This window comes from Rhodococcus sp. IEGM 1241, from assembly GCF_033142365.1.
In the GTDB taxonomy this organism is placed as follows: Bacteria; Actinomycetota; Actinomycetes; order Mycobacteriales; family Mycobacteriaceae; genus Rhodococcus_F; species Rhodococcus_F erythropolis.
In genome coordinates this window covers 433250-459368 of the sequence record NZ_JAWLSE010000001.1, presented here as the reverse complement: position 1 = coordinate 459368, position 26119 = coordinate 433250, and the positions used below count along the sequence as shown (strand labels likewise).

At 62.4% G+C, this 26119-nt stretch carries 23 protein-coding genes; 8 read left to right on the top strand and 15 right to left on the bottom strand.

All coding sequences use genetic code 11. From position 1 onward, the window contains the following. Positions 1-23: 23 nt before the first annotated feature. The 5 genes from paaB to R4P70_RS02075 all read right to left on the bottom strand — a co-directional run bounded on the left by paaB (position 24) and on the right by R4P70_RS02075 (position 3779). The gene (gene paaB, locus R4P70_RS02095) at positions 24-326 is read right to left on the bottom strand and encodes a 1,2-phenylacetyl-CoA epoxidase subunit PaaB (RefSeq protein ID WP_019745757.1); all 303 of its coding nucleotides are present in this window, start codon (positions 324-326) and stop codon (positions 24-26) included. After that, a complete protein-coding gene (gene paaA, locus R4P70_RS02090; RefSeq protein ID WP_317830315.1) occupies positions 323-1291 on the bottom strand; it encodes a 1,2-phenylacetyl-CoA epoxidase subunit PaaA in 969 nt (322 codons plus the stop codon). Before paaA ends, paaB begins: the two co-directional genes overlap by 4 nt. Before the next feature lie 92 nt (positions 1292-1383). After that, positions 1384-2169: an enoyl-CoA hydratase/isomerase family protein gene (locus R4P70_RS02085; RefSeq protein ID WP_097386718.1), complete on the bottom strand. Its 786-nt coding sequence runs from the start codon at positions 2167-2169 to the stop codon at positions 1384-1386. Between the two features lie 27 nt (positions 2170-2196). Beyond that, positions 2197-3054, bottom strand: coding sequence for a 3-hydroxyacyl-CoA dehydrogenase family protein (locus R4P70_RS02080; RefSeq protein WP_317830314.1), 858 nt, complete (start codon positions 3052-3054; stop codon positions 2197-2199). Further along, complete coding sequence (locus tag R4P70_RS02075; RefSeq protein WP_029537162.1) at positions 3051-3779, bottom strand: enoyl-CoA hydratase/isomerase family protein; 729 nt, start codon at positions 3777-3779, stop codon at positions 3051-3053. Before R4P70_RS02075 ends, R4P70_RS02080 begins: the two co-directional genes overlap by 4 nt. A gap of 107 nt (positions 3780-3886) precedes the next feature. Between R4P70_RS02075 and R4P70_RS02070 the strand changes: the two genes are divergently transcribed. From R4P70_RS02070 to paaI, 4 genes are all read left to right on the top strand, one after another. Continuing rightward, positions 3887-4498 (top strand): TetR/AcrR family transcriptional regulator, encoded by a 612-nt coding sequence (locus R4P70_RS02070; protein WP_019745762.1) that lies wholly within the window; start codon positions 3887-3889, stop codon positions 4496-4498. Positions 4499-4586: 88 nt separating this feature from the next. Continuing rightward, positions 4587-6629, top strand: a complete 2043-nt coding sequence (paaZ, locus tag R4P70_RS02065; protein WP_317830313.1) for a phenylacetic acid degradation bifunctional protein PaaZ — start codon at positions 4587-4589, stop codon at positions 6627-6629. Positions 6630-6635: 6 nt separating this feature from the next. After that, complete coding sequence (locus tag R4P70_RS02060) at positions 6636-6947, top strand: EthD family reductase (RefSeq protein ID WP_003943191.1); 312 nt, start codon at positions 6636-6638, stop codon at positions 6945-6947. Positions 6948-7013: 66 nt separating this feature from the next. After that, positions 7014-7382, top strand: coding sequence for a hydroxyphenylacetyl-CoA thioesterase PaaI (paaI, locus tag R4P70_RS02055; protein WP_317830730.1), 369 nt, complete (start codon positions 7014-7016; stop codon positions 7380-7382). Positions 7383-7400: 18 nt separating this feature from the next. Here paaI and R4P70_RS02050 read toward each other — a convergent pair whose 3' ends face one another. Continuing rightward, positions 7401-9191 carry a CocE/NonD family hydrolase gene (locus R4P70_RS02050; protein ID WP_397509835.1) on the bottom strand — a complete coding sequence of 597 codons (1791 nt, stop codon included), beginning with the start codon at positions 9189-9191 and terminating at the stop codon, positions 7401-7403. An 82-nt stretch (positions 9192-9273) separates the two neighbouring features. Next, entirely contained in the window at positions 9274-9720 is a 447-nt protein-coding gene (locus R4P70_RS02045; protein WP_080910340.1) for a cupredoxin domain-containing protein, read from the bottom strand. A 272-nt stretch (positions 9721-9992) separates the two neighbouring features. On the opposite strand from R4P70_RS02045, the gene R4P70_RS02040 reads away from it, so the two are divergent. Together R4P70_RS02040 and R4P70_RS02035 are read left to right on the top strand one after the other, a co-directional pair. Continuing rightward, positions 9993-10355: a hypothetical protein gene (locus R4P70_RS02040; protein ID WP_317830729.1), complete on the top strand. Its 363-nt coding sequence runs from the start codon at positions 9993-9995 to the stop codon at positions 10353-10355. Between the two features lie 7 nt (positions 10356-10362). Continuing rightward, positions 10363-11502 (top strand): cation:proton antiporter, encoded by a 1140-nt coding sequence (locus tag R4P70_RS02035; protein ID WP_317830312.1) that lies wholly within the window; start codon positions 10363-10365, stop codon positions 11500-11502. Here the strand turns inward: R4P70_RS02035 and R4P70_RS02030 are convergent. Next, on the bottom strand, positions 11486-12247 hold the full coding sequence (locus tag R4P70_RS02030) for a DUF2127 domain-containing protein (protein WP_031333849.1): 762 nt from the start codon (positions 12245-12247) through the stop codon (positions 11486-11488). The genes R4P70_RS02035 and R4P70_RS02030 overlap by 17 nt on opposite strands. Positions 12248-12322: 75 nt before the next feature. Here R4P70_RS02030 and R4P70_RS02025 point away from each other — a divergent pair, with 75 nt between their 5' ends. Next, positions 12323-13129 (top strand): alpha/beta hydrolase, encoded by an 807-nt coding sequence (locus R4P70_RS02025; RefSeq protein ID WP_317830311.1) that lies wholly within the window; start codon positions 12323-12325, stop codon positions 13127-13129. A gap of 287 nt (positions 13130-13416) precedes the next feature. After that, positions 13417-14541, top strand: a complete 1125-nt coding sequence (locus tag R4P70_RS02020; protein WP_317830310.1) for a GGDEF domain-containing protein — start codon at positions 13417-13419, stop codon at positions 14539-14541. Between the two features lies 1 nt (position 14542). Here the strand turns inward: R4P70_RS02020 and R4P70_RS02015 are convergent, their stop codons facing one another. From R4P70_RS02015 to R4P70_RS01985, 7 genes are all read right to left on the bottom strand, one after another. Then, positions 14543-16870, bottom strand: a complete 2328-nt coding sequence (locus R4P70_RS02015) for a putative bifunctional diguanylate cyclase/phosphodiesterase (RefSeq protein ID WP_256063948.1) — start codon at positions 16868-16870, stop codon at positions 14543-14545. Between the two features lie 237 nt (positions 16871-17107). Then, on the bottom strand, positions 17108-18730 hold the full coding sequence (locus tag R4P70_RS02010) for an MFS transporter (RefSeq protein WP_020971136.1): 1623 nt from the start codon (positions 18728-18730) through the stop codon (positions 17108-17110). A gap of 92 nt (positions 18731-18822) precedes the next feature. After that, complete coding sequence (locus tag R4P70_RS02005) at positions 18823-19986, bottom strand: VWA domain-containing protein (RefSeq protein WP_046379481.1); 1164 nt, start codon at positions 19984-19986, stop codon at positions 18823-18825. Further along, positions 19983-22169, bottom strand: a complete 2187-nt coding sequence (locus tag R4P70_RS02000) for a DUF5682 family protein (RefSeq protein ID WP_317830309.1) — start codon at positions 22167-22169, stop codon at positions 19983-19985. Before R4P70_RS02000 ends, R4P70_RS02005 begins: the two co-directional genes overlap by 4 nt. Then, positions 22166-23281: an ATP-binding protein gene (locus tag R4P70_RS01995; protein ID WP_020971138.1), complete on the bottom strand. Its 1116-nt coding sequence runs from the start codon at positions 23279-23281 to the stop codon at positions 22166-22168. Before R4P70_RS01995 ends, R4P70_RS02000 begins: the two co-directional genes overlap by 4 nt. Then, the gene (locus R4P70_RS01990) at positions 23278-24762 is read right to left on the bottom strand and encodes a DUF5691 domain-containing protein (RefSeq protein WP_283384252.1); all 1485 of its coding nucleotides are present in this window, start codon (positions 24760-24762) and stop codon (positions 23278-23280) included. The genes R4P70_RS01995 and R4P70_RS01990 overlap by 4 nt, the downstream gene beginning before the upstream one ends. Beyond that, entirely contained in the window at positions 24759-26057 is a 1299-nt protein-coding gene (locus tag R4P70_RS01985) for an SWIM zinc finger family protein (RefSeq protein ID WP_317830308.1), read from the bottom strand. Before R4P70_RS01985 ends, R4P70_RS01990 begins: the two co-directional genes overlap by 4 nt. Between the last annotated feature and the right edge of the window lie 62 nt (positions 26058-26119).

Here is a 26119-nt window from a genome sequence, read left to right as displayed (position 1 = left end):
GGTCCTCGAAGTCGAAGTGATTCTCACATGTGGGGAACGGAGTCCGGGATGTCGTAGAAGGTCGGGTGCCGGTAGACCTTGTCGCCGCTCGGCGCGAAGAACGGATCCTTTTCTGCCGGACTCGAAGCCACGATTTTCGCGGATGGCACGACCCAGATACTCACGCCTTCGTTACGTCTGGTGTAGACGTCGCGCGCGTGGCGTAGCGCCATCTGGTCGTCTGCCGCGCGCAGGGATCCGACATGCACGTGGTTCAGTCCGCGCTTTCCCCTCAGAAATACCTCGTACAAAGGCCATTCGCCCCGCACCTGATCGTTCTCGCTCATGATATTTCCCCAGTCGTGCGATCGTGCGCGAGTCTCTCGCGCTGTGCAAAGGCGTGGGCGGCGTCGCGAACCCAGGCCCCGTTGTCGTGTGCGGCTTTCCGATTGGTGATCCGCTCGACGCTCGCCGCTCCGTTGCCGCGGACCACATCCATGAATTCGCTCCAGTCCGGCTCGCCGAAATCGTGTGCGCCACGCTCGGGGTTCCAGCGCAGGTCGGGATCAGGGAAGGTCACACCGAGTACCTCGGCCTGCGGTATCGACATGTCCACGAATCGCTGCCGCAGTTCGTCGTTCGTGTGCCGCTTGATGCGCCACTTCATCGACTGCTCGGTGTTCGGCGATTCGTCGTCCGGCGGCCCGAACATCATCAGAGCGGGCCACCACCATCGGTCGACGGCTTCCTGCACCATCGCACGTTGAGCTTCCGTGCCGCGCATCATCGTCGCCAACAACTCGAAGCCTTGCCGCTGATGGAACGATTCCTCCTTGCACACACGGATCATCGCGCGCGCATACGGCCCGAAGGAGCTGCGGCACAGCGGAACCTGATTGCAGATAGCGGCTCCGTCGACCAGCCAGCCGATCACACCCACGTCGGCGTAGGTCAGCGTCGGATAGTTGAAGATCGAGGAGTACTTCTGCTTTCCCTCGATCAGTTTGGTGGTCAGATCGCCACGATCGACACCGAGCGTCTCGGCCGCGGAGTAGAGATACAGACCGTGCCCGGCCTCGTCCTGGACCTTCGCCATCAAGATCGCCTTGCGTCGCAACGAAGGCGCACGGGTGAGCCAGTTTCCCTCGGGCTGCATTCCGATGATCTCGGAGTGGGCATGCTGGGCAACCTGACGAATCAGAGTCTTGCGGTAGCCGTCCGGCATCCAGTCGCGAGGCTCGATGCGCTGGTCTGCCGCGATCGTCTCGTCGAACAGGTTCTGCAGGTCTTGTGGAGCTTCCACGTTGGTCATCGTACCTACCTTTTATTACCGAATGATCGGTTGGTAACTAGTATGCACCGAGGTGTCCCAGCGCACAAGAGAATCTTTCGACGCACCAGAAATCAGCGGCCCTCGAAAACCGGCTTCTGCTTCGACAGGAAAGCCGTGACTGCGCCTTGATGATCTGCCGTGGAACCCAGCTCCACCTGCGCGTTCGCCTCCGCCTCCAGCGCCTGGGAAAGCCCAGGAGCAACGGCACGGATCAGCGATTTCACGTGGGCGAAGGCCGCGGTGGGTCCGTCGGCAAGCCGACGCGCGAGTACCCGAGCCTCAGCTGCGACGTCCTCGTCGGCCACCACGCGATGAACCAAGCCCCACTCCAGTGCGCTCTGTGCGTCGAACTTGTCGCCGAGCAACATCAGGCCACTGGCACGGCTAGGTCCGAGCGCGTGCACGAGCGCATGACTGAGCCCGGAGTCACTGGCCAGACCGATGCCGGTGAATGCCGTCGCAAAGCTCGCGCGGGCCCCCACGACCCGGATGTCTCCGGCCAACGCGATTCCCAACCCGGCCCCGACGCAGGCCCCGCCGATACCCACCACTACCGGGACAGAGAGCGTCGACAGCGCCGTGACGATGGGGTTGTAGTGCGCGGCGACGGTATCCATCGCGTGCGCCGGATCAGCATCCAATGCTGCGGCGTGCTCGCCCAGATCCTGACCGACGCAGAAGTTCTTGCCTTCGGCGAGAATCAACACCGCTCGAACCTCTGCGTCCGCGCGGACCTGCAGCAATGTTTCGAGCAGCTGAGACTTCATTTCGCCGTTAACGGCATTGGCGGCCTCAGGTCGGTCGAGAGTAATTGTCGCCAAACCTCGCTCGATCTCCAAGCGGATCACGTCAGTCATCGATGTTCCTTTCGCAGGCAGTTCGGTTCAGCTCCATGTGTGAAAACCCTGTCCCGTCTTGCGCCCCAACTCGCCGCGAGCCACCTTCTCTCGCAACAATGCTGGAGGTGTAAATCGATCACCGAGAGTGCTCGCGAGGTGTTCGGCGATCGCCAGCCGCACATCCAACCCGACCAGATCTGTCGAACGCAGCGGCCCCATCGGATGCCGATACCCCAATTCCATGGCCCGGTCGATCGATTCCGCGTCCGCCACACCTTCTTCGAGCATGCGGATGGCTTCGAGCCCGAGACCGACGCCAAGCCGGCTGGTTGCAAAACCAGGTGAGTCGTTGACGAGCACCTCGGCCTTGCCGAGCATCGACACCCATGCCCGTACCGAGTCGACAACCTCGGGGCGGGTCTGAGGTGCCCGGACGATCTCGACCAACAGCGATGCCGGGACTGGATTGAAGAAGTGCATACCGATGAACCGGCTCGGATCCGTCAGCGCTGCGCCGAGTTCGGCGATCGACATGGAACTGGTGTTGCTGGCGATCACGGTGCGTTCTCCGGCAACGGTTTCCGCAGCGGCGAGCACCTCGACCTTGAGGGCCGCAATTTCCGGGACCGCCTCGACGATCAGGTCGAGCGACGGGGGTAAGGAGCTCACTGCGCCTACGACGCTCACGCGCGCGAGGACCGTCGCGGGATCCTGGTCGCCGAGTTTCCCTCGCTCGTGGGCGCGGTCGAGGCCGGTGGAAACACGCTGTAACGCTGCCCCGGCGTCGCCGCTCTCCGCGATGGTGACCGCCCCGCCGAGACCGGCGAACACCTGGGCGATACCTGCACCCATACGTCCACCGCCGATGACTCCGACGGTCTTCGGTGCAACTGCTTCAGTCATGATTTCTTCTCCAGGAAGGCCGTCATGCGATCGTGCTTGTCCGAACTCTCGAACAGGACAGCTTGGGCGATGTCGTCGGCAAACGGATGCGATCCCGGCGCGTCGACGATGATCTTCGTCAATCGCAGTGCCAGCGGGGACAGTCGGGAAATACGGTCGAGCAGCCGATGCGCTGCATCGACATGGCAGTTCGGTTCGGTCACCTCGACAACCAGGCCCGCTCGTAGCGCCTGCTCGGCGTCGAGGTTCCTGGCACCGAGGAGCACTTGCTTCGCGATCGAGACTCCGACGAGCTTCGGCAGCCGATAGCTGGCGCCGGCGGCTGCCATTATGCCGAGATTGGGCTCGGGATTACCGAAGACCGCCGTCGTTGTCGCGACGCGAATGTCACAGGCGTAGGTCAACTCTGCCCCGCCGCCGAGCGCATAGCCGCTCACGGCGGCCACGGTGGGCAGCGGGAGCTTTCCGATACGGTCGAACAGGGTCCGGTTGATACCCGCAAACGCTTCCTCTCGTCCGCGCGCTCGGAGCTCCGCGATGTCAGCGCCGCCCGCGAAGTGGTCTCCGCGCCCGGCAAGCAGGAGCAGCTTCGGATCCCGTTCGAGGCGTCCACAAACCTGATGCAGTTCGTCGATCATTTCCGCGTTGATCGCGTTGCGTTGCGCGGGCCTGTCGAGGGTGACCACGACGCGATCCTCGCGCTCGTCCACGTGCAGGGTGTTCACATTCGCTCCTTCTCGCTCTCTTACATTAATAACCGAACATTCGGTCGTTTGGCAAGGGTGAAAACGAGGTTGGTGCACAGCTTTGCCCGAACTGAGAAGATGGGGGCATGACTACGGCACGCCCCACTCGACGCACCGGCCTCCCCGGACGTCCCGGCTACGACCTCGATTCGCTCTTAGCCGTGGCTGTAAAGGTGTTCAACGACAAGGGCTACGACGGCGCCAGCATGGAGGTGCTCGCCAAGAAGCTCGGCATCACGAAGTCCTCGATCTACCACCACGTGTCCGGCAAGTCGGAACTTCTCGAACTCGCACTTTCGCGTGCCCTCAACGCCCTGTTTGCGGTCACGACCGAAGAAGGCGCCACCACCGGTCCGTACATCGACCGGCTCGAATACCTGGTCCGGCGCAGCGTAGAGGTGCTGGTCGCAGAGCTTCCGTACGTCACCCTGCTCCTGCGCGTCCGCGGCAACACGACGGTCGAGCGGGCCGCACTCGCCCGTCGACGCGAATTCGACAACTTCGTCGGAGGCCTCGTCTCGTCCGCCGCAGCGGAGGGAGACCTGCGCCCGGACATCGAACCGGCCCTCGCCAGCAAGCTGATGTTCGGCACCGTCAACTCACTGATCGAGTGGTACAAACCCCGAGCGGGCGAGTCCGTCTCCGACATTGCCGACGCGGTCGTCGCCGTCACTTTCGACGGACTTCGCAAGGCCTGATTCCAGGCAGTTCTGCCGAATCCTTGACAACGCGGCGTTACCGGGCGATCGTAATTACCGACCGAACGTACGGTGAGATGGAGTTGTCGTGAGCAGACTGTTGGAAAGCTATGTAGCCGGTCGCTGGTACACCGCACCGGACGCAGGTACCCCGTTGCCGAGCGCAGTGGACGGATCGGAGGTGGCCCGGATCTCCGCAACCGGCGTCGACCTCGCCGAGATGGTTACGTACGCACGCGAGGTCGGCGGGCCTGCACTGTCTGCGATGACCTTCCATGAACGTGCCGGCGCGCTCAAGGCTCTCGCCCTCACGTTGATGGCAGGAAAAGCCGAGTTCTACGCACTCTCCACTGCCACCGGCGCGACGACGCGAGATTCCGGCGTGGACATCGACGGTGGATTCGGAACCCTGCTGAGCTACGCGAGCAAGGCTCGGCGCGAATTGCCCGACAGCACAGTCTTTCTGGATGGAAACGTCGAAGCTCTGGGCAAGGGCGGAACTTTCCTCGGGCAACACATCTATACGTCACGCCGCGGCGTCGCCGTACAGATCAACGCCTTCAATTTCCCGGTGTGGGGGTTCCTGGAGAAGCTGGCACCGGCATTCATCGCGGGTGTGCCGTCCATCGTCAAACCTGCCAGTTCCACGGCATATCTCACCGAACTCGTCTTCCGGCGCATCATCGAATCAGGCTTGCTCCCGGAGGGTTCCGTCCAACTGCTCTCCGGTAGTGCACGGGGCCTCCTCGATCACCTCGACGGGCAGGACTCAGTGGCATTCACCGGATCCGCCGACACCGCCGCAACGCTGCGTGCTCACCCGAACGTCGTCGGCAAGGGCGTCCATTTCAATGCCGAGGCCGATTCACTCAACGCGTCGATCCTTGGCGAGGACGCCGTACCAGGAACGCCCGAATTCGATTTGTACGTCAAACAACTCGTCACCGAAATGACAGTCAAGGCGGGTCAGAAGTGCACGGCGATCCGGCGCGCCCTGGTGCCGGTCTCGCTGGTCGACGCCGTTGTCGATGCCGCATCCGAGCGACTGAACAAAGTGGTCGTGGGACACCCCGATGCCGACGGCGTCACGATGGGTGCGCTCGCCAGCATCGAGCAGCGCGATGAAGTCTTGAAATCCATTCGCGGTCTGACGAAGTCGGCAACTATCGTATTCGGAGACCCGGACAACGTCGACGTGATCGGTGCCGACGGCCAGTCAGGGGCCTTCCTTTCCCCTGTCCTCCTCCGGGCGGAAGAGAATGCGCACGAGGTACACGAGCTGGAGGCCTTCGGACCCGTCAGCACCGTCATCGGATACGACGGCATCGATCATGCGATCGAACTCGCGGCCCGTGGCGAGGGAAGCCTCGTCGCCTCGGTGGTCACTGCCGACACCGACATCGCACGTCGACTGGTGCTGGGCCTCGCAGCTTTTCACGGCAGAGTGCTCGTCCTGAACCGCGACGACGCCAAGGAATCCACCGGCCACGGCTCTCCCCTTCCAGTCCTCGTTCACGGCGGTCCGGGCCGTGCCGGCGGCGGTGAGGAGCTGGGTGGCATCCGCGGAGTTCTGCACCACATGCAGCGCACCGCCGTGCAGGGCACACCCGACGTGCTCACCGCGGTCGGCGAGCGCTGGTTCACCGGGTCAGCGCGCACGACCGGATCCGAACATCCATTCCGAAAGAGTCTTGCCGAGTTGAAGATCGGCGACACCGTTGTCGGCGGTCCGCGCCAGGTCACACTCGCAGACATCGATCATTTTGCAGAGTTCACCGGTGACACCTTCTACGCACACACCGATCCTGTCGCCGCAGAGGCGAACCCGCTGTTCGGCGGCATCGTCGCACACGGCTATCTGGTTGTCTCACTCGCTGCCGGTCTGTTCGTCGACCCGGCTCCCGGCCCGGTTCTCGCGAACTTCGGCGTGGACAGCCTCAGGTTCCTGACCCCGGTGAAAGCCGAAGACAGCCTGACGGTCACCCTCACAGCCAAGACCATCACACCTCGCAGCAGCGCCGACTACGGTGAGGTTCGTTGGGATGCCGTGGTGACGAACCAGGACAACGATCCGGTCGCGACATACGACGTCCTGACTCTGGTAGCCAAGACTCGCCCCGAAGGGAATTGAAAGCACATGACCTATCGAGTAGCAGTATGTTACGGACGCCCCACCGATCCGGAGGCTTTCGACAAGTACTACAACGAGATCCACGTCCCGCTCGCCAGCGCAGTGCCAGGACTCTCGGACTTCACGTTCAGCAAGTGCTCGACGCTTGACGGCTCCGATCCAGTCTTCTACGCCGTCGCCAACCTGGTGTTTCCCGATCTCGAGACGATGCAGAGCGGCCTGAAGTCCCCGGAGATGGGCGCCGCTGGAAAAGATGTCGCAAACTTTGCCACCGGCACAGTCGACATGTACGTCCAGGAAGTTGTCTCGGTCCTCTAGACCCCTGCAATTCTCCGATCCCACAGGAGTTGTCTCGTGAGTACAGGAAGCATCACCGCCAGAGAGATGTTCGACGCGGACCAGGCGTCGCAGGCACTCGGTATCGACATTTCCGAGCTGGCGCCCGGTAGCGCAACCGTGACCGTCACCGTGGGCGAAACCATGGTGAACGGTCACGGAATCACACACGGTGGTTATGTTTTCCTGCTCGCGGACACCGCGTTTGCGCTCGCCTGCAACGGCTACGAGGATTCAGCCGTTGCAGCGCGCGCGGACATCCGATTTCTACGTCCGACCCGTCTGGGCGACACCTTGACCGCGATCGCCACCGAGAAGGCACGAGGCGGTCGAAGTGGGATCTACGACGTGACCGTTCGCAACGGCAACACCGTCGTGGCCGAGTTCCGCGGCGACAGTCGAACCATTTCTCGCTGAAATTCAGCCCACGGTGTTTCAGCTCACGACGGGAAGTTCGAGGGGGCCGGAACCGTCGGCAAAGATCGTCACCGGCATACCTTGCAGTCCCCCACGGAAACTGATGTCGCCACCGGTGATCGCGAGACGCACGGAATGCCCTGGCTCGAATCGATGCACTATCGCCGGCATCGTCACCGGGACCGGCTGGGACGGATCACTGATGCGTATGGGCGCAATCAGTCCGTTGATCAGCGAGGAAGTTCCGTCCGGGGCCACGTCGTAGAGTTTCGCGAACACCACCGGCTGTCCGGGCGCCGCAACACGCAGCGTCACAGTGGGGGCTCCCACCACGTCCATCGCCTCGGTCATCGGCGCAGTGGTCCAGAGCGCCTCGGTTCCCGGAATCTGTGCATTCGGAATGTTTCCGGCCGGATTGATATTGAGCGGCTCTATGCCCGTCGGCAGCCCACCCGGTGCCGTGACGATCGTCTTCGGACCAGGTATCACCGGCGTGCCGTCCGGCAGCAGTCCCCCGTCAGCGGACAGATGGAAGGCGCGGGCGGTCCCGACATCGACGGTGTCGGACGTCGCGTATGCCGGCGCCGCGTTTCCCTCGTAGTCGATCCAGTTACGGAAATACGCGAATTCCGGTCCCGTCTCCGTGTTCTCGTCCTTGAGGTAGTGATCGAACCAGTCCATGAAGCGACCGGTTTCGTATTGCGCGTCTTCGTCGGGAGCGGAGAAGCTGAATTCGCCGGGCGCAGCGGCCAAATGGCTGTGCCCCCACGAATGCCAGATCATCTTGGCATCGACGCCACGATCCTTCAGCGCGTCGTAAGTCGCGGTTGCCTCGTTCAGATCGAACAGGGTGTCCTGTTGTCCCTGAGCAAGCAGTACTGGAATGTTGATCCGGTCGACGAACGACGAGACCGACGACGCTCGGAGCTCACTCACTACCTGCGGTCCGATGTCGCCGGTCACCACCGCCTCGGCGATCGCGTTGCACATGTAAGGGACGTAGTTCGGGCAGCCGGGTAGCCGTGCGGGATCTGCGATGTAGCCGTCCACACCGGGATTCGCGATGCCCGCGCCGAAGAGCAGCGATGCAAAGAGCACCTTCGCAGCTCCCGGCTCCGCTGTCGACACACCGGAGATGATTCCCGTGCTGTTGGGCGCCAGAGAATACGAGAGATCGTTCCAGGTGATCATGGGGATGATCGTGTCGATACGGGGATCGACACTCGCGGCGGCGAATTGAATCCCGCCGCCGTAGGAGCCACCCGTCATTCCGACCCGCGGGTCGTTCGTCGACGGTGCACCGGTGTGATCGACGGAGTCCTGTACCACCGCGGTGAGCGCCGGATAGGGCTGCGTCAGAGCCTGATCCGTGAAGGCAATCCCTTCTTGGCCGCCGAGGAAGCTGACCAACTGGGAGGCGGCGACGCCGTCGTACGCGGGAGAGTCGAGTGTGATCTTGCAACTCGAGCCACCGAAACCCAATCCCGAATACGTCAGTCCGACATACCCGTTCTCGGCGAAGTTCTGCAGCGCGGGAATCTGGTCCTTGTACGAACCACCGAACCCGTTGGTGGTCAGGATCGCGGGCGCTGGGTTGTCCGCATCGACGCCGTCGGGAACAAAAAGTTCACCGACGACGGTGCACGGAGTCGAGAGTTCAGGCCCGACATCGACCGAGAAGTACAGCAGCTGTGACGAATACGAGCCGTTCGGTGAATCCGCGAGCGCCGGCGGCGAAAAGCCGAGGGCACAAACCACGAGCGTGACGACACTGATCGCAATTCTCCGGCGCACCTGAAAACCGTACACCCGGATCTGTTCTCCACCAGCCTGATCGGGTGCGCGCCGCCGAAGTTTCCGCAGCAAAAGCTACGCCGGACGGGGACGACCTCTACTTGACCGTCAAGGTGCCGCGCATACTCGGGTGGTAGGTGCAGTGGAACGTGTACGTTCCAGGCTCGTTCGGCACCGTGATGGTTTCCGTCTCACCCGCTTCGATGTCCTCGTTGAACAACCCTGAGGTATCGGACGTGACCGAGTGCTCGACGGTGTCGTTGTTCTGAATGGTCAGTACCTGTCCGGGCATCACCGACTCCGGCGTCGAATATCCGAAACCGCTGATCACGATTCCCATCGACGACGCTCCCGGCGTCGACATACCCAGAGGCATACTCGGCATCGACATACTGGTCGGCATGCTGGTCATCGCCATGCTGGTCATCGCCATGCCGTCGTGATCGGCCGAATCGTTGTCCGACGAATCGTTGTTGTCACTGCACGCGGTCAGTGCGAACACCGCCAGGATCAGCGCTGCGAGCACTGCGAGAATCCGCTTCATTGCTTCGCCTCCTGCTCGTTCCCCCGCAGTCTGCTGATTACCCGCCGCCTAGGGGGCCAAACAGCTCCGATGTGGTGCCTGCGGCGCTGATAGTGCACGATTTCTGCACCAGCTCCACTCGCGGACCGACACTGAAGGAAACAGCACAGATGGCCAAGAGCAAAACGTCGAAGGCAGCCCAGCCGAAGGCTCCCAAGACAGCCCAGCCGAAGGCTCCCAAGACAGCAGAGCCGAAGGTAGCCGAGAAGGCTCCTGCCGTTCTCTGGAAGGACCTGCCGGACGAGCACGACTACCCGGCGGCCCGCGATTACCTCCAGTTGGGCGCGACACCGGTTCAGGTCCAAGCTCTCGTGTACGCCCTCAAGACGGCGACGCTGGTCTCGAAGAAGGCCAAGGACATCCTGCGGGCCGCCGGGCTACCCCTGCTCCCGGTCGACAACCCGCACGTTGCTGCCGACCTGAAGAAGATCCGCAAGGGGATCGCGCTGTCTCCGATCCTGCTGGTGCAGGGAGACTTCCGCGCCGGAGTACCGGCGCAGATCGCCGACGGCTACCACCGTGTCTGTGCGAGCTACCACGTGGACGAGAACACCGGCATCCCTGCAAAGATCGCTCCCTCGACAGTGACGCCGTAGGTCGTCGATGACCTTCGGCATCCTTGCCCTCGTCGCGCTGGCCGGCATCCTCGGTCCGCTGCTCGGCGCTCGCGTCAGTTGGCATGTCCCCGTGGTGGTCGGCGAACTTGCCGCGGGCGTCGTCTTCGGTGTCACCGGTTTCGGGCTGCTCGACTCTTCGGACCAGACTTTCACGTTCCTGGCCGATATCGGGTTCGCGCTCACGATGATGGTGGCCGGCTCACACGTCCCGGTCCGCGATCCGGCAGTTCGTGCGGCAATCGGCAAGGGTGCCGTTCGTTCGGTTGTCGTCGGACTCCTGTCGGTTGTTGCCGGCTACGGTGCGGCGACGGCATTCGGCACCGGTCACGCCGCGCTGTACGCGGTCCTGATCGCGTCGTCGTCCGCGGCGTTGATTCTCCCCATCGTCGATTCGCTGGGGCTCGGTGGAACCTCGGTTCTGCAGATGACTGCCCAGGTCGCGATCGCGGATACCGTCTGCATTGTCGCGCTGCCTCTGGTGATCGATCCGGACAATGCCCCTCGTGCCGGTGTCGGCGCACTGGCGGTGGCGGCGTGTGCGGTTGCCTTGTTCTTCGTACTGCGAGCCTTCCACCGGTCCGGCCATTGGCGAAGGCTCCACAAGTTCTCGGAGAAACGAAAGTTTGCACTCGAACTCCGGATCAATCTGGTGATCCTCTTTTCTCTGGCAGCGCTGGCCTCCAGCACTCACGTGTCGATCATGCTCGCGGGCTTCGCCTTCGGACTTGTCCTGGCCGCGATCGGTGAACCCCGCCGTCTCGCCAAACAACTCTTCGCGATCACCGACGGCTTCTTCGCGCCCCTCTTCTTCGTCTGGTTGGGAGCGGCGATCAATCTGCGCGACCTCGCCACCCATCCGTCCGCCATCTGGCTCGGATTGGTCTTGGGCGGAGCAACTCTCGTGGTTCACGCCGCGATACGCGTCCTCGGTCTTCCGCTCCCGCTCGGCGTGCTGTCCGCCGCACAACTGGGAGTACCGGTTGCCGCAGTGACGGTGGGCACTCAATTGGGGGTGATGGGCGACGGTGAACCCGCAGCCATCCTCCTCGCCGCCATGATCACGATCGGGGCAGCAACACTGGCTGGTGCTGCCGCGTCGAAAGCCGGTCTCACGAAGCCTGTTTGACCGCGGCCCGCTCCACCGTCAGCAGGCTCTCCTCCGAATGTTCGGCGTGATACGCCGCGCCGCCGCCGCGGACACCGAATAGCCGCTTGCTCCAGATCAGCCACACGACGGCGGCGACGTTCACCAGCAGCAGCCCGGCCCTCAACCACGTGATCTTCTCGGTCAATTCGTAGATTTCGAGGGGCAGGAACAAGCTGGTCGCCACCACTGCGAAGTACTCGCCCCAGCGTTTGACCATCCACAGCCCGACGGCCTCGATCACTTGCAGGCCCGCGTAGACCAACAGACCGACCGCGATCCAGGTGAGCGTCGTCGCCGACAACGAAAACGCCTGCTCGATGTGATGGACCAGTTTGGAATCGTCGATGTTCCAACCCAGCTGGCGGGCCAATGGTCTGATCAACGGCAATTCGTTCTCGAAGGCGTCCTCGACGCGCCCCTTCGACGATCTGAGTTTGAACACCCCGATCGCCAGAAGAACCAACCCCAGAGCGCGGAACATTCTCTCGGTGGCAAGAAGTCGCATGATCAACCGGTCGCGAAGCAGCCGTCCCCGCGGAACCTCGGGAGCGGCGTCCGCCGGCCCGGACGCTCGCGGCGCTCCCGGGACGAAGTTGCCGCAACGTAGGCACCGCCATGCCTGGCCCACCGCAGTGTCCACATGTAGTCGCCCCCGCAGCTCAGGTTCGTCCGGAGCGTAGGTCTCGTGACCGTGCCAACTGCACGAGCGCAATGCGAAGTCCACGGGTGAACTCTATGCCGCATATGCCCGGTAGCGTGGATACCCGCTGACCGTGCACTTCGAACGATGAGGATTCCGATGACAACCACCAAGATCGAAACCCGGCATGGCGTCATGGCAGTCGACGACAGTGCCACCGATGGTTTCCCGGTTGTCTTCATCCACGGAAACTCGGCCAGCCGCTCCATCTTCCGTCATCAGGTCGACGCCGGCTGGGCGGGCGACTACCGCATGATCACTCTGGACCTGCTCGGCCACGGCGACTCCGAGGACGCGAGCGAACCCGAAGCCGCGTACACGCAGAACGGTTACGCCGACGCCATCGTCGATGTTCTGGCCGAACTCGGCGTCGAACGAGCGGTTGTCGTCGGGTGGTCGCTCGGCGGACACATCGCCCTCGAGTTGATCGCGAAATTCCCCGGGCTCACCGGAGTCGTCATCACCGGTACGCCACCGGCAAATCCCGAGACGCTCGGCGACGCATTCAATGCCGGCGACGGATTGTCCATCGGCGGCACCGAGGTCATCACCGCGCAGGAAGCCGAACTCTACGCACGGATGACCGCCGTTCCCTTCGAGCAGTCAGCCCTCGACGCCGCGATACGCACGGACGGGCGCGCTCGCAAGATCATGTTCGACGCATTCGGCGCGGGCCGCGAATCAGATCAGAAGGCCCTGGTTGCAACGGCGTCTGTGCCTCTCGCGGTGATCGACGGCGCCGAGGACCCGTTCGTGAACACTTCGTATGTCGCGTCGTTGACCTTCGCGAATCTCTGGGAGGGCACGTATCACGTGATCCCGGGAGTCGGGCATGCAGCGTTCTGGGAAGCACCCGAGATCTACAACCCACTGTTGCAGCGGTTCCTCGGCAGTTTCGCGAAATAACTGGAAATCTGAAATCCGGCTATCCGTCCCAACGAAATTTCGCCCACTCTGGGTCCTACTGGGTGTCGTCCTCGTCGCCTAGCGCATGAAAAGGTCTTGTACTTGAAAAGTCGGATAGCTCGGGACTATCTCGGCCAACAAGCAAAGCAGTGCCGACAACGCTCGAAACAAGCATCGAGTAAGCGCTCGACTCGATAAGAGAACCTCTTCCCCGAAAAAAATCGAACCGGTGGAACCGGTCGAACACAGATTTTCTCTTTACCTAAATTCAAGGCAAAATAGACAGCATGCCGAGCCCTGTCATCGCCTCCGAAGGGCACAGTTCTTGGCGAACACTTCACGAATGGTTCAACGAACCACACGACTACGAGTGGATAAAGCACCAGAGATCCGGCCGAGCAATCATTCCGATCTTCCGAACCTTGCTCGGAATGATGACGATCATCTTCGGACTCTCCGCGTTCTACAAATTGATCGGCCCGGATACGCCGCCGACCACTCTCGGCAAAGCTCTTTCGATTTTCATGATCTGCACGTGTGTGGGAATCGCCGCGTGCTGGTTCACACAACCATTTCCCGGACGCCGGGGGTTGCTTGCATTCGGGATATTCGCAGATCTCGGGATCGCGGCCGCAGTCCTTCTGGTGCCGGATCGCTCGTCCGCGACGTTCGGTTGCACCGTCTTCGCAGTCACCGGAACCTTTGCGACGCTCTTTGTCAGCGCAAGGTGGCTTGTCGCTCATGTCGTTTGGTCGACGACCATCACGACTACCGTTTTTGTTCTTGCCTATCTAGAGGGCGACGTCGATATCACGACGCTTCTGGCCCGTGGCACCGTTCTTTTCGGAGCTGTCACACTCGTTCCCATTTTTGCGCACCTGACCTGGCGCACTCTCTACCGCGATGCCCAGTATTCGGACCTGGATCCCCTCACTGGCCTGTTCAACCGTCGGGGACTGGAAGGGGCAGTCGGCGATCTCTTCGAGAGCACCCGAGACGATTCTTCGTCTCTCGCTTTCGTCGTCGTCGATATCGACAAATTCAAGACGGTCAATGATCTTCACGGTCATGCCGAAGGCGATCATGTCATCAGAAGAACCGCGAACCGATTGAGCACACATCTCGGCGAACACGGAATCATCGCTCGTACGGGCGGAGAAGAATATCTGGCTGTCATTGCCGGTGATCCCGAATCGACAACCCTGTTGATCGAAGGGATAAACGCGGCGCTGTCGGATTGTTCCGACGCGATCCCCACAACGGTGAGTGTCGGAGCTGTGATGATGACCGCCGAATCGAAGGCGTGGAGCGGCGGTGCTTCCGCAATCCTGGCGGCGACAAATGTCGCGGATTCGATGATGTATCAAGCGAAAGCGGCAGGCGGTAATACGATCCGCTCGGCTCAGATCTGATTCACAGCCACGTAAGTGGGTGGACGCTGCGCCCGGTTTCCGTGTCCGTGGCGGCAAGATACACATCGACGCGCTCAGCGGTCAGAGCCTTGCTGATGTGATAACCCTGGACCAGGTCACACCCGACCCACTGAACGCGGCGGAACTGCTCGATGGTCTCGACGCCCTCGGCCAACGATTTCATACCGAGGGCCGCGGCCAATTCGACGATGGACTTCACCACGGACATCTTCGGATCGTCCGAGTCGGTGACCAGCATGCGATCGATCTTGAGAACGTCGATTGGAAGTCTCTGGAGCGTGGCGAAGGAAGAATAGCCGGTCCCGAAATCGTCGAGTGCGACGGTAACCCCGAGCTCACGCAGCTTGTAGAGATCCCGGATCGCGCGATCGTCCACAACACCTGTCTCGGTGATTTCGAGCTGCAGCAGATGCGGCGCCAAGCCCGAATCCGTCAGAGCTTTCTTCACCATCGCACCGAACTCTCGCGACACCAACTGCACTGGTGAAACGTTGACCGAGACGCCGATTCCGGTCGGCCACCCCGCAGCAGCCGCGGTCGCCATCGCCATTGCCTGCGCACCGAGGGGAATGATCATTCCGGTTTCCTCCGCCACCGAGATGAACTGGCTGGGCCCGATGAGGCCGCGGCTGGGATGGTTCCACCGCAGAAGAGCCTCGAAGGCCACCACTTCACCGGTCTGAGTATCGACTTGAGGCTGATAGTGGAGATCGAACTGCCCTTCCTCGATCCCTCTGTCCAGCTCGTGGAGCGCAGTCGCCCGCGCCGATGCCCTCGCCCGCAGCAGCGGTGAGAACTTGCCTACTCGATTGCGCCCCGTCGACTTCGCTTCGTACAGAGCCAGGTCCGCCAGCATCACCAATCCGTCGGCGTCTGTTGAATCCTCGGGCGCGCTGGAGTAACCGATCGTGGCCCGCACTTCTATTCGATTGCCTTCGACGAAGAATGGTTCGTGCAGCACTTCCAGGTACCGATCGAAGATCACCCCGGGATCGTCGCGCGACGACGTGCAGACGATCAGCCCGAATTCGTCGCCGCCCATCCGCGAGCACATGTCCGAACCTACGACCTTGCGCAGGCGTTTCGTGACTTCGAGAAGTAATTGGTCCCCGATCGGATGTCCAAGGGTGTCGTTGACCGATTTGAAATTGTCGAGGTCGAGAATCCCGACGAGAACCTGCTTGTCCGGCGCCCGAGAATTGATCGCTTCCTCGAGCGCCACACCGAACGCACGACGGTTCGGCAACCCGGTCAACGAGTCGGTGGCCGCAAGCCGAAGGATCTCCTGCTCGTGGACATACCTCTCCGTGATGTCGGAACCGACACCGCGCCAACCCAGAATCACGCCGGATTCAAGGACCCGTGGATTACCGGAAAGAGACCACCAGCGTCGCCTACCGTCGACATGCACCGGCACGACGGTGTCCCGGAAGGGGGCACTCGATTCGAGTTTGTCGATCATCTGGGCCGCGGCCGCACGCCCCTCCGGACTCGACGCGATCTGGAGTCTGGTGAGGAGTTGCCCGAAGGTGAGTTGCTGCAACTCGTCCACCGTCATACCTGCGACCTCGGCGAGACGTGCCGAGGTGTGGGAGAACCGGCCGTTGGTGTCGCACTCCCACAGCCAGTCGCGGGAACCGCCCTCGAAACCGTCGAGCAACAACGCCACAGTCTGACGCTCGGATTCCGCCTGAAACTCTGCGAGACAACGTCTCTGGAACGAGGCCGACAGATAGACCGCCCCTACGGTGAGCGCAAACATGTAGATGCACAACTGAATCGCAAGTACGCGAAAGTGGGGTTCGGCGTGGACGATGAGAACAGTGAAGACGCCGAGGCCGTGAATGTAGATCCAGGTCAGGCTCACCGATCTCAGACTGGAGAACGTCACGGTCCCGGCGCCCATGATTCCTGCCATCGTCGCGATCAGAACCAAGTCGCGGGATACGTCCATGTCGTGAAAGAGCAGGGCAAAAAGTGCGACGTCGAGTGTCGCGACAACGATCACTTCGACGAGCAGACCCACGTAGTCGTAGCGCGGTGTGTGCTTCGACGGTCGCCAGCGAAGCGGTATCCATACTCGAATCGAATTCGCGAGGACAAGAAAGATGAGGGCGCCGCCCAACCACCTGAGCGTCTGACGTCCAGGCGGGACGGTGTAGGTCAGAATCACGACCAAACTCGCCATGTACGCAAGATTGGCGAACGGCGCGACGGCCGCAGCCTCGTCGATCTGACGGCGAAACAGGCTGTTGCAGTCGGTCTCCGAAGCAGGATCTTGCCGACTCAATCGACTCAGACGGTTCATCAGTGAGGCATCCCGACACCAGCGCAGGCGCCATCAGCGGGCGTCGAATCCGCTCGCCTGGCCATCCGAACCTCCCCTGGCTCCCCACCGAACCCTTATCCGGTGAAACGTCAGTGTTTCAGACTCGCTGCTTGTTTCCTTCACAACGGTAGCCATCTGACGAATCGATTGTGCGCAGATCACTATATCCAGAGGTCGTTCCGTCGATCGTCCAGGTCGATCCGCGATTGCTGATTCTTAGCTCGAACCACGTTTGTCGCCGACCGCGACGCGGGGGATTCGAGCGGTCGGGAACAACGCGGCGATTGCGAGCAGCGCTGCCACGGCAAAGGCGACACGCAACGCGTCCAGCCTGGCTTCTTCGTTCACGTCCACGATCGCATCCGCCGTGGACTCGGCGACGCCGGCGTCACTGAGAGCGGATCGGAGTTGCGTCGTCGACAGGAACGGCACGCCCGAGGCCATGTCGGTGCTCGCTTGCTGCTGCACCGATGTCGGAACCGCCGGATTGTCTTCGATTCCGGCGATCGCCGACGTCGTGAGTGTGGCAATGAGAACCGATCCGATCAGGGCAGTTCCCAAGGATGCGCCGAGGTTGGTGGCGGTGTTCTGCAACCCGCCGACCTCGGTGCTGCGTTCGTCCGGGACCGAGGACACCGTGACGGCTCCGAGCTGCGAAGACAGGCACCCCAAGCCGAAACCCATGAACAGCATGGGAATCATCACGATCGCCGCATTGGCGCCGGGGTCCATGCCTGCCACGAGCATCAGAATGCCGACGACCATGACCAACAATCCGACTCGGACCACGCGTCGCGGGTTCGCGGTAGGCCGTAGCTTCGGAATACCGATCGCCGCCACGACGAGCGCCGCCGACAACGGCAGGATGCGAATTCCGGTCTCGAGAGCGCTGAGCTCCAGAACTACGGACAAGAACAAAGGAACCGCGAAGAACACGCCCGCCTGCACCAGAAACTGCGCGAAGAACATCGACAGCCCGCCACTGAGTTCGCGGTTTCGGAGCATCGCCGGATCGAGCAGAGGCTCCTTCCCCGCAGCGGCCAGGCGACCCTCCCATCGCAGGAATCCGTAAACGACAAGGAGCCCGACGATCAGCAGCCACACCACCGGAGACAACCCCACCAGTTGCGGCCCGCCAGGTTTGGCCTGTACCCAACCCCACTCGCTCGAACGCAACACACCGAAGACGATCATTCCCAGTCCCACCACGGACAGGATCGAACCGAAGTAGTCGAGGCGGGACTTCGACGGTGGGACGTCGACCACCTTGCTGAGCACCAGCAAGATCAGGACAACGATCACGACTTCGCCGACGAACACGTAACGCCACGACGCAAATGTCGTCGCCGCGCCGCCGATCAGCGGCCCCACTGCCACGGCTATCGCGCCTGCTGCAGCGACGAGGCCGTAGGCCGCCGGACGCTTCTCCGCCGGGAAGTTGGTGGCGACGAGCGCAACGATCGCGGGCATGATGAGCGCCGCGCCGACGCCTTCGAGGAACGACCACCCGATCAACAGGACCACGAGATTCGGAGCGAGCGCAGTCGTCAGCGAACCAGCGCCGTAGATGACCAAGCCGAGTGCGAAGGCTCGGCGACGGCCCATCATCGAACCGACTTTGCTACCCGTGATCATCAGAGTCGCCATGACCAGGGTGTACAGCGTGATCGCGGTTTGAATGCCGGTGATACTCGTGCCGACGTCCTCGGCGACGGTCGCCATCGAAACATTCATGACCGAGCTGTCCAGGGTCATCAGGAACTGGCTGCTCGCCAACACCGTGAGAACCAGCCCCGAACCCGCCTGCGTAGTCGAACCAGCAACCTGTCCGTCACCCATCGTGCGGGTGTACCCGGTGCTCAGGTCTTCGAAGCAGACCGGTCAGTGCTGTTTGAGGCTGTTCGAGGCTGTTTGAGTCAGTGCCGTTCGAGTCAGCGCTGTTCGAGTGCAAGTTGATCGGCCCAGGCCGACACGTCGCCGCGTTCCAGAGCGACCGCGAGCAGTTCCGGAAACTTGTCCGGCGTGCACGCAAACGCGGGAATCCCGAGGGCACTCAGCGCCGCTGCATTGTCGTGATCGAACGATGGAGCGCCGTCGTCCGAGAGCGCCAGCAGAACCACAACCTGAACGCCGGCATTCTTCATGGCCGCCATGCGCCGCAGCATCTCGTTCCGAATACCGCCCTCGTAGAGGTCCGAGATCAGAACAAACATCGACTCGGCAGGACGCGAGATCAGCGACTGGCTGTACGCGATTGCGCGGTTGATGTCCGTGCCCCCACCAAGTTGGGTCCCGAACAGGACGTCGACGGGGTCGGACAGTTTGTCCGTCAGATCGACGACGGCGGTGTCGAAAACCACGAGCGAAGTCTTCAGCGCTTGCATCGACGCCAACACCGCGCCGAACACGGACGCGTAGACGACGCTGGACGCCATCGAACCCGATTGGTCGATCGCCAGGACCACGTCGCGCTGCACAGATTTCGACTTGCGGCCGTATCCGACTAGCCGCTCGGGGACGACGGTTCGATACTCCGGCAGGTAGTGCGACAGATTTGCTCGGATGGTTCTGTCCCAGTCGATGTCACGCAACTTCGGATTCGACGTTCTGGCCGAACGATTGAGTGCCCCGGTCACCGCGGCCTTCGTTTTCTGCGCGATTCGCTCTTCGACTTCCCGAACCACCTTGCCGACGACCATTCGAGCAGTGGCCTTGCTGGCCTCCGGCATGACCTGGTTGAGGCTCAGCAGCGTCCCGACCAGATGTACATCGGGCTCGACGGCATCGAGCAGTTCCGGTTCGAGCAGCAACTGCGCCAAACCCAGTCGGTCGATTGCGTCCTTCTGCATCACCTGCACCACCGTGCTGGGAAAGTACGTCCGGATATCGCCGAGCCATCTGGCGACGGACGGCGCTGACGCCCCCAATCCGGCTGAGCGGCGGCGCCCCTTGGTCGGGCCGGACGAGTCGTAGAGCGCTGCGAGAGCTGCATCCATTCGACTGTCGCCCGGTTGGCCCAGCCCTCCCGTCGATTCTTCGGCGGATTCCCCGAGCATCAATCTCCAGCGCCGAAGGCGCTGATCGTCGTCGCTCATACGCGCGCTCCCAGTATCTCGGCAACGACCGCCATTGCCGCTCGGCCGCGTCGAGTATCGGTCTCCACTGTCGTCTCGACGCGTCGTCCACCTCTGACCGCCTGACCGATCGCTCGACGCTCCCCTGCCTCGAAGGCTCCGAACGTGCGTCGAAGCAACGGAAGCGTGTCGATGAAGTCCTGCTCACGAAGTTGGCGGACCCACGTGTCGATCAGCGTGAGCAACGCTCGATCGTGAACGAGCACAAGCCCTCCGCCGCCGAGAAACCCGTCGACCCACCCGGCTTTGGCGGTCGGCGCGCTGCCCACGGACAGGGCCCGAGACAAGCGCTGGGCTGCAGCGGTTTCCGTGATCGAACCGCTGTCGCGCAGTAGCCGCACCATCCGTCCGACGAGTAAACCGTTGACGTCGTCACGGTCGATCACGCCGGCCATCGCCTGCAGCCACCGTGCGCTCGCATCGCGATCGTCACGGACCATGACTGCCGAGTGAACCTTGTCGAGGTGATCGCGAAACTCCTCGGCGCTGGGATCGTCCAGTCCGGTGACGGCGACTGCGAGGCCGGTGCAGATCCGGATCAACAAGCTGTCGGCGACGTCGATCAACGCCGTCACATCGGTTCCGCGCACATCGCCGTATCGCAGCGTTCGGGTCAGCGTCGGTAGCGCCGCCATCAGATGTGACACGTCATGGTCTAGTGCCGCAACTGTTTTCACACTCTCCAAAACCGCAGACAAAGCTGCCGGGAGGTTTGCGAGCAGTGAGTTCTCCAGTAGTCCGATCAGTGACGCGAGAGTGATGTCCGGCTCGTTGATCTTCGAGACGACACGTGATGCCGCCGCTGCGGCCACCGTCGTACCCCACAGCGACGCCTCGATCACCGCGACCGAGAATTCGGGCTTCCATTGCAGCGCCCAAGTCTCTCGGAAAGTTCCGGTGGAACGGACCTCACTGTCGGCCGGGGTTCCCCAATCGATCTCGAGGATCCCCAGTCGGTGCAGGAACTGGGAACGCTCGACGTCGATATCGCGTCGCAGGTCCAGATCGAGATTCTTGGCTCCCGCTTGTTGTTTGAGCCGCAAAGTCTTCGAACGTGCTCGCAGGTCTGCTTCGAGCGGAACCGTCGGAGTTTCTTCGGGCACCGTGCCCAGGGCTTCGCCCACAACGAGTCTTCGTGTGATCAGATCCAGAAGAACGTCGTTTCCGTCGCACATTACCGACCTCGTAGCCTCGGCAACTTCCGACAATCCGGCCAGCGGGCGAGAACGCAGTGCAGCCAACGTATCTGCCAATCGGACAGCTTCGATGACGTGAGCACTCGAGATCGGAAGGTCCTCGTCCCTGAGCACCCTCGCAACTTTGGTGAGCCACCGCGTGATCGTCTTGTCGTTCGCGGTGAACAGATGGTGATACCAGCCCGGCGAGGTAATTCCGGCTCCGTAACCCGATGCCGACGCCAGGCGTGAATGTGTCCAGGGAACCCAGGTCAGCGAGGTCTTGACCTTGGACATCCCCTTGAGAATGCGGGCGTCGGGTGCCGCAGGCCCCAGGGCTCCGACCAACGCCGGCGCGTGCCAGGCGCCGCAGACGACCGCTACCCGCTCGGCGCCATCCTTCAACGTCTTTCGCAGCACCTGCCGCATATATGCTTCGCGATGCGCTGTCTCCTCGTCGATCGGCACCGTCTCACGCAGCGCCTCCATCGCCTCGGTGATCGCATCGAAAGAATCTGCGCCCGAACTTGATTCGATCACCGAATCCCACCAGCGTTCGGTGTCGTCGAAACCCGCGGCCGCGGCCAGTTCAGACAGAGGATCGCCCTCGCGGACAGTACGAATCCCCTGATCCGCCAACACGTTGAACGCAGGCAGATCGCAGAACCTTGCCTGCACACCGTTCTTCGCAGCCCACTGCAGCGCTTGCCATTCGGGTGAGAACACCGCAAACGGCCAGAATGCCGCCTTCGACGGTTCGCCAGTGGCGTACGCGAGCAACGCAATCGGCGGTTCCATCGACTCCGATGCCGCCAGCATCACCAACGGGTCTGCATCCGAAGGACCTTCGATCAGGACCACGTCGGGGGAAAACTCGTCCAGGCCCTGCCGAACCGAACGAGCAGATCCCGGGCCGTGGTGACGGATACCGAAGACCCGGACACGCAGGTCCGGAATCAAGATGGTCACCCGGTGACCTCGCGGCACGCCCGGTAGAAGTCGGACCACTCGCCGCGTTCACGCACTACTGCCTCGAGGTACTCGTTCCACACAACCTTGTCTGCGACCGGATCCTTGATCACCGAACCCAGGATTCCGGCAGCGACGTCGGATGCCCGCAGTACGCCGTCCCCGAAATGCGCAGACAACGCCAAACCGTTGGTGACCACCGAGATCGCCTCCGCCGTCGACAGAGTTCCGGACGGGGACTTCAACTTGGTGCGGCCGTCGGTGGTCGTGCCTGATCGCAGTTCCCGGAACACGGTGACGACCCGGCGAATTTCCTCGGCTGCTGCGGGGGTTGTCGGCAATTCCAGTGCTGCGCCCAACTGTTCGACTCGGCGTGCCACGATAGCCACCTCGTCCTCCTCGCTGGCCGGCAACGGGAGAACAACTGTGTTGAACCGTCGACGTAGTGCGGACGACAGATCGTTGACACCGCGATCGCGATCGTTGGCGGTAGCGATCAGATTGAAGCCCTTGGCTGCCTGCACCTCGATGCCCAGTTCCGGCACCGGCAACGTCTTCTCGGAGAGAATGGTGATGAGGGCGTCCTGCACGTCGGCCGGAATACGCGTCAACTCTTCGACGCGGGCGATCTTCCCGGTTTCCATCGCGGTCATCACAGGTGACGGCACCAGCGCACCGGCGGTCGGCCCCTCCGAGAGAAGGCGTGCGTAGTTCCAGCCGTAGCGGATAGCTTCCTCGGGCGTACCCGACGTGCCTTGAACCAGGAGCGTCGACGCACCCGAGATTGCAGCCGAAAGGTGTTCGGAGACCCAGGTCTTGGCTGTACCCGGCACGCCCAACAGCAGTAGCGCCCGGTCGGTGGCAAGAGTTGCGACGGCCACTTCCATCAACCGCCGTGGACCGACGTACTTCGGTGAAATGACCGTTCCGTCGTCGAGAGTGCCACCCAACAGATACGTCACCACGGCCCAGGGCGACAAGTTCCACGACGGTGGACGCGGGCGGGTGTCCTGCGCGGCCAGTGCTTCGAGTTCGAGTGCGTACTCCTGCTCTGCGTGGGGCCGCATCAGCTTTGCCGGTTCTGTGGTGGGCACGGTTGCGCTGTCAGTCATGTGAGCTCCTCGAGCAGGGTCTTGCGGTGGGTGATGGCGCTGGCAGTTCTGGCGAAGGTCTGCCGCCAGTCCGGGTCACGTGCACGTTCCGCAGCCCGATCGAGCAAAGTTACTGCGCTGTAGGGAAATCGACTCTCGGCTAGGCGTAGCGATGCGCTGTATTTGTAGCGCGAGAATTCGCCGGCCTTGGCGCCCCCATCGGCACGTCTGGCCGCAACTCGTTCCCACTGGGCCACGACTGCCCGGGTGATGTCATCTGGCCATGGACCTGGCAGAGCGTCGTAGATCGCTGCCCGACCCGGGTGCAGAACATTGGCGTCGCCGTTTCCAGACCTCAACAGGTCAGCCAACGCCTTGGCCGGCACCAACCGGAGTAGGCGTCGATCGGTGGCCGTGCCGCGTATGCGAAAGAGTTCCAGCGCCCATTCCGCATTGTTCTGCGCGACTGCAGCGGTGGACCAAGCGTCGTGAAGGATCGGCTCCCAGCCTTCGTCAACGCTCATCCCCATGACCTTGCCGGGTTCACCGATCATGTTGTTCCACAGAGACAACGGTGCAGAACTGATCGCCTGACGCACATACTCGGCACGATAGTCGGTGTGTGGATTCGGCCGATCTTCGATGCCGTCTCGCCTCGACGCCGCATCGACTTCCTCAGGCGGCAGGATGACCAACGTGGATCGAAGCAGTTTCCGCTCCACCCGCGCCCATTTCTGAACCCGCGCAGCCATTCGCTCCCCGAACTCCGATTCGGGAATACGTCCGAGCACCTCCGCTGCTGCGCGTCGCACGTCCTTGCGACGGTCGTCGAGGGCTTCCTCCAACAATGGTTGATCGTCGGCGCTCGATCCGATTGCCAGAGTCGAGACAAATGCAGCCTTCTGTTCGCCCCGCTCGGTGCCCCACGATTTTCTGAGTTCGGCCAGTGCCAGCGCGGGATCTGTTCGGCGAGTGTCTATCAGCCACTGCGTGCGCTGGGACGAACTTCCGTGACGCCAGACATCCGGATTTGCATCCCTGGTTCGGACGAGCTTGCTCCACTCAGGGTTTTGCGCGGCTAGCCATCGGCCACGCTCGCCGACTATCTGCAGGATGCTCTCCCGGTGAGCTTCGCTCGCACGTGCAAAGGAAAGCAACTCGGCGACCAGATGATCAGGCGCACGGTAGTTGCGCTCCAACGCGACTGCGAACCATTCGTCGAGCAAGGTCGCTTTGGCCGCGAGCATCGACAGCAGGTGCGCCGATGAGGATTCCGGCAGCGTGAATCGCACATCGTCTGGAGCAGGTGTCGGCACGGCCGCCGTGGTGGAGCCCGCACCGCCACGGCGGTATGCCCTCTCCAACGCTGCTGCTGCCAGAAGCATCTCGGCAGGATCGCCGTCGAGTTCGCGGGCATGGCCTCGCACTTCGGCCGGCAGCTCCTCGAATGTTGTCGAGGTTCTGGCAGTCCCGAGAAGAGCAACCGAGATCAATGTGCTCACAGCACGATCACCTGCCCTCCTGTGAAAACCGAGATCGGAGTAAGAGCCAGCGCATTCCACGTTCCGCAGACCGTGACCGGGTAACCGCCGGAAATACCGAGCAACTTCCACAGAAGATCCGAATCACCCTCTGCCCGAAGCGCTGTGCCCGATTCGTCGACGAGAAACCAGGAACCGTCGACGAACGACGGGACCACCGAACTGATCACTGCCGGCCACGAGCGCAACCAGGGATCTGCGGCGAGGGCATCGGTAAACTGCTGCAACGCAGCGTCGATGCTTCCGAACGGCATGGTTGTGAAGGGCTCCGGTTCACCGTGCGTTGCCCCCATCCGCGCCCGCAATGCCGCGGCACCGGGATAGAAATGAACATCGGCATTGAGCAGAAACCCGACTGGCGGCGTTTCGGTGGCAAAGTTGGGTGACCCGTGGGAGAAGTCGAGCAGCATGGCCCACCGTTTCGAATTCCTGCCGAGCATCCACACGGTTCGGGTGAACAGTCGCTTCTCCTCGGTGATCCCGGAACCGAGAATCATCCAGTTCTCTTTCACCGGAATCGATTCCATCACACTCTCGGTTGAGACGGGATAGCCGACGTGCGCTTTCACCGAATGGGCAAGATCTTCCGGCAACTCGGACAGCTTCTGATGCGCAGCGACCAGCAGGTGCAACCGAGCCAACTCGTCGAGGACCTTCTCGGGCCAGTTCTCCGTAGACGCAACGATTCCCGCCAATGCTCGAAGCGTGCCTGCAATACCGGGCGCCTGAGCATCCACCATTCGAGCGGCTACCGCGTCGAAGCCCGCCCAGGATGTGTCCATCGCCGCCAGACCACTGCGGATCTGATCGGTGATCCACAGGTCCAATTCGACGAGCCCGCTCGCAACGCGGTCGGCGCGCTTCTGCGCTGTCGCCGGGTCGGGAGACTTCTTGGGCGCCTCGTCGCCGCTTTCGCCGGTGTTCTCGGTCTTCTCCTCGCGGCGCGACAACCACTCTGCCGCGAAGTCGGCCGGCTCGTCCGCCGACGGCACACGCCCTTCCGACCATTCCACCAGCAGCCCCAGAGCATGTTTGCACGGAAACTTTCGACTGGGGCACGAGCACTTGTATGCAGGGCCCCGCAGGTCAACCACTGCTTGATACGGCTTCGAGCCGCTTCCCTGACACAGCCCCCAGAGCGCGAGACCGCTACTGCCGGCATGGCTCCACGAACCAGCCAACTTGCGCGCAGCGGCCAGCGATGCGGCGTCGGGAGCTACCGACGCCACCTGCCCAGCTGTCCACGGCGAAGTCACTCGACCACAGTATGACAACCCGCTGACATCGCAGAGTCAGGCCGATTCTTTAGTGAATCAGC

Coding starts and splice junctions, on each gene's coding strand:
- paaI (WP_317830730.1), top strand. CDS start 7,014: ATGTTCGACGCGGACCAGGCGTCGCAGGCACTCGGTATCGACATTTCC.
- R4P70_RS02035 (WP_317830312.1), top strand. CDS start 10,363: ATGACCTTCGGCATCCTTGCCCTCGTCGCGCTGGCCGGCATCCTCGGT.
- R4P70_RS02025 (WP_317830311.1), top strand. CDS start 12,323: ATGACAACCACCAAGATCGAAACCCGGCATGGCGTCATGGCAGTCGAC.
- R4P70_RS02070 (WP_019745762.1), top strand. CDS start 3,887: ATGACTACGGCACGCCCCACTCGACGCACCGGCCTCCCCGGACGTCCC.
- R4P70_RS02085 (WP_097386718.1), bottom strand. CDS start 2,169: ATGACTGACGTGATCCGCTTGGAGATCGAGCGAGGTTTGGCGACAATT.
- R4P70_RS02080 (WP_317830314.1), bottom strand. CDS start 3,054: ATGACTGAAGCAGTTGCACCGAAGACCGTCGGAGTCATCGGCGGTGGA.
- R4P70_RS02020 (WP_317830310.1), top strand. CDS start 13,417: ATGCCGAGCCCTGTCATCGCCTCCGAAGGGCACAGTTCTTGGCGAACA.
- R4P70_RS02015 (WP_256063948.1), bottom strand. CDS start 16,870: ATGAACCGTCTGAGTCGATTGAGTCGGCAAGATCCTGCTTCGGAGACC.
- R4P70_RS02010 (WP_020971136.1), bottom strand. CDS start 18,730: ATGGGTGACGGACAGGTTGCTGGTTCGACTACGCAGGCGGGTTCGGGG.
- paaB (WP_019745757.1), bottom strand. CDS start 326: ATGAGCGAGAACGATCAGGTGCGGGGCGAATGGCCTTTGTACGAGGTA.
- R4P70_RS01995 (WP_020971138.1), bottom strand. CDS start 23,281: ATGACTGACAGCGCAACCGTGCCCACCACAGAACCGGCAAAGCTGATG.
- paaA (WP_317830315.1), bottom strand. CDS start 1,291: ATGACCAACGTGGAAGCTCCACAAGACCTGCAGAACCTGTTCGACGAG.
- R4P70_RS02045 (WP_080910340.1), bottom strand. CDS start 9,720: ATGAAGCGGATTCTCGCAGTGCTCGCAGCGCTGATCCTGGCGGTGTTC.
- R4P70_RS02005 (WP_046379481.1), bottom strand. CDS start 19,986: ATGAGCGACGACGATCAGCGCCTTCGGCGCTGGAGATTGATGCTCGGG.
- R4P70_RS02060 (WP_003943191.1), top strand. CDS start 6,636: ATGACCTATCGAGTAGCAGTATGTTACGGACGCCCCACCGATCCGGAG.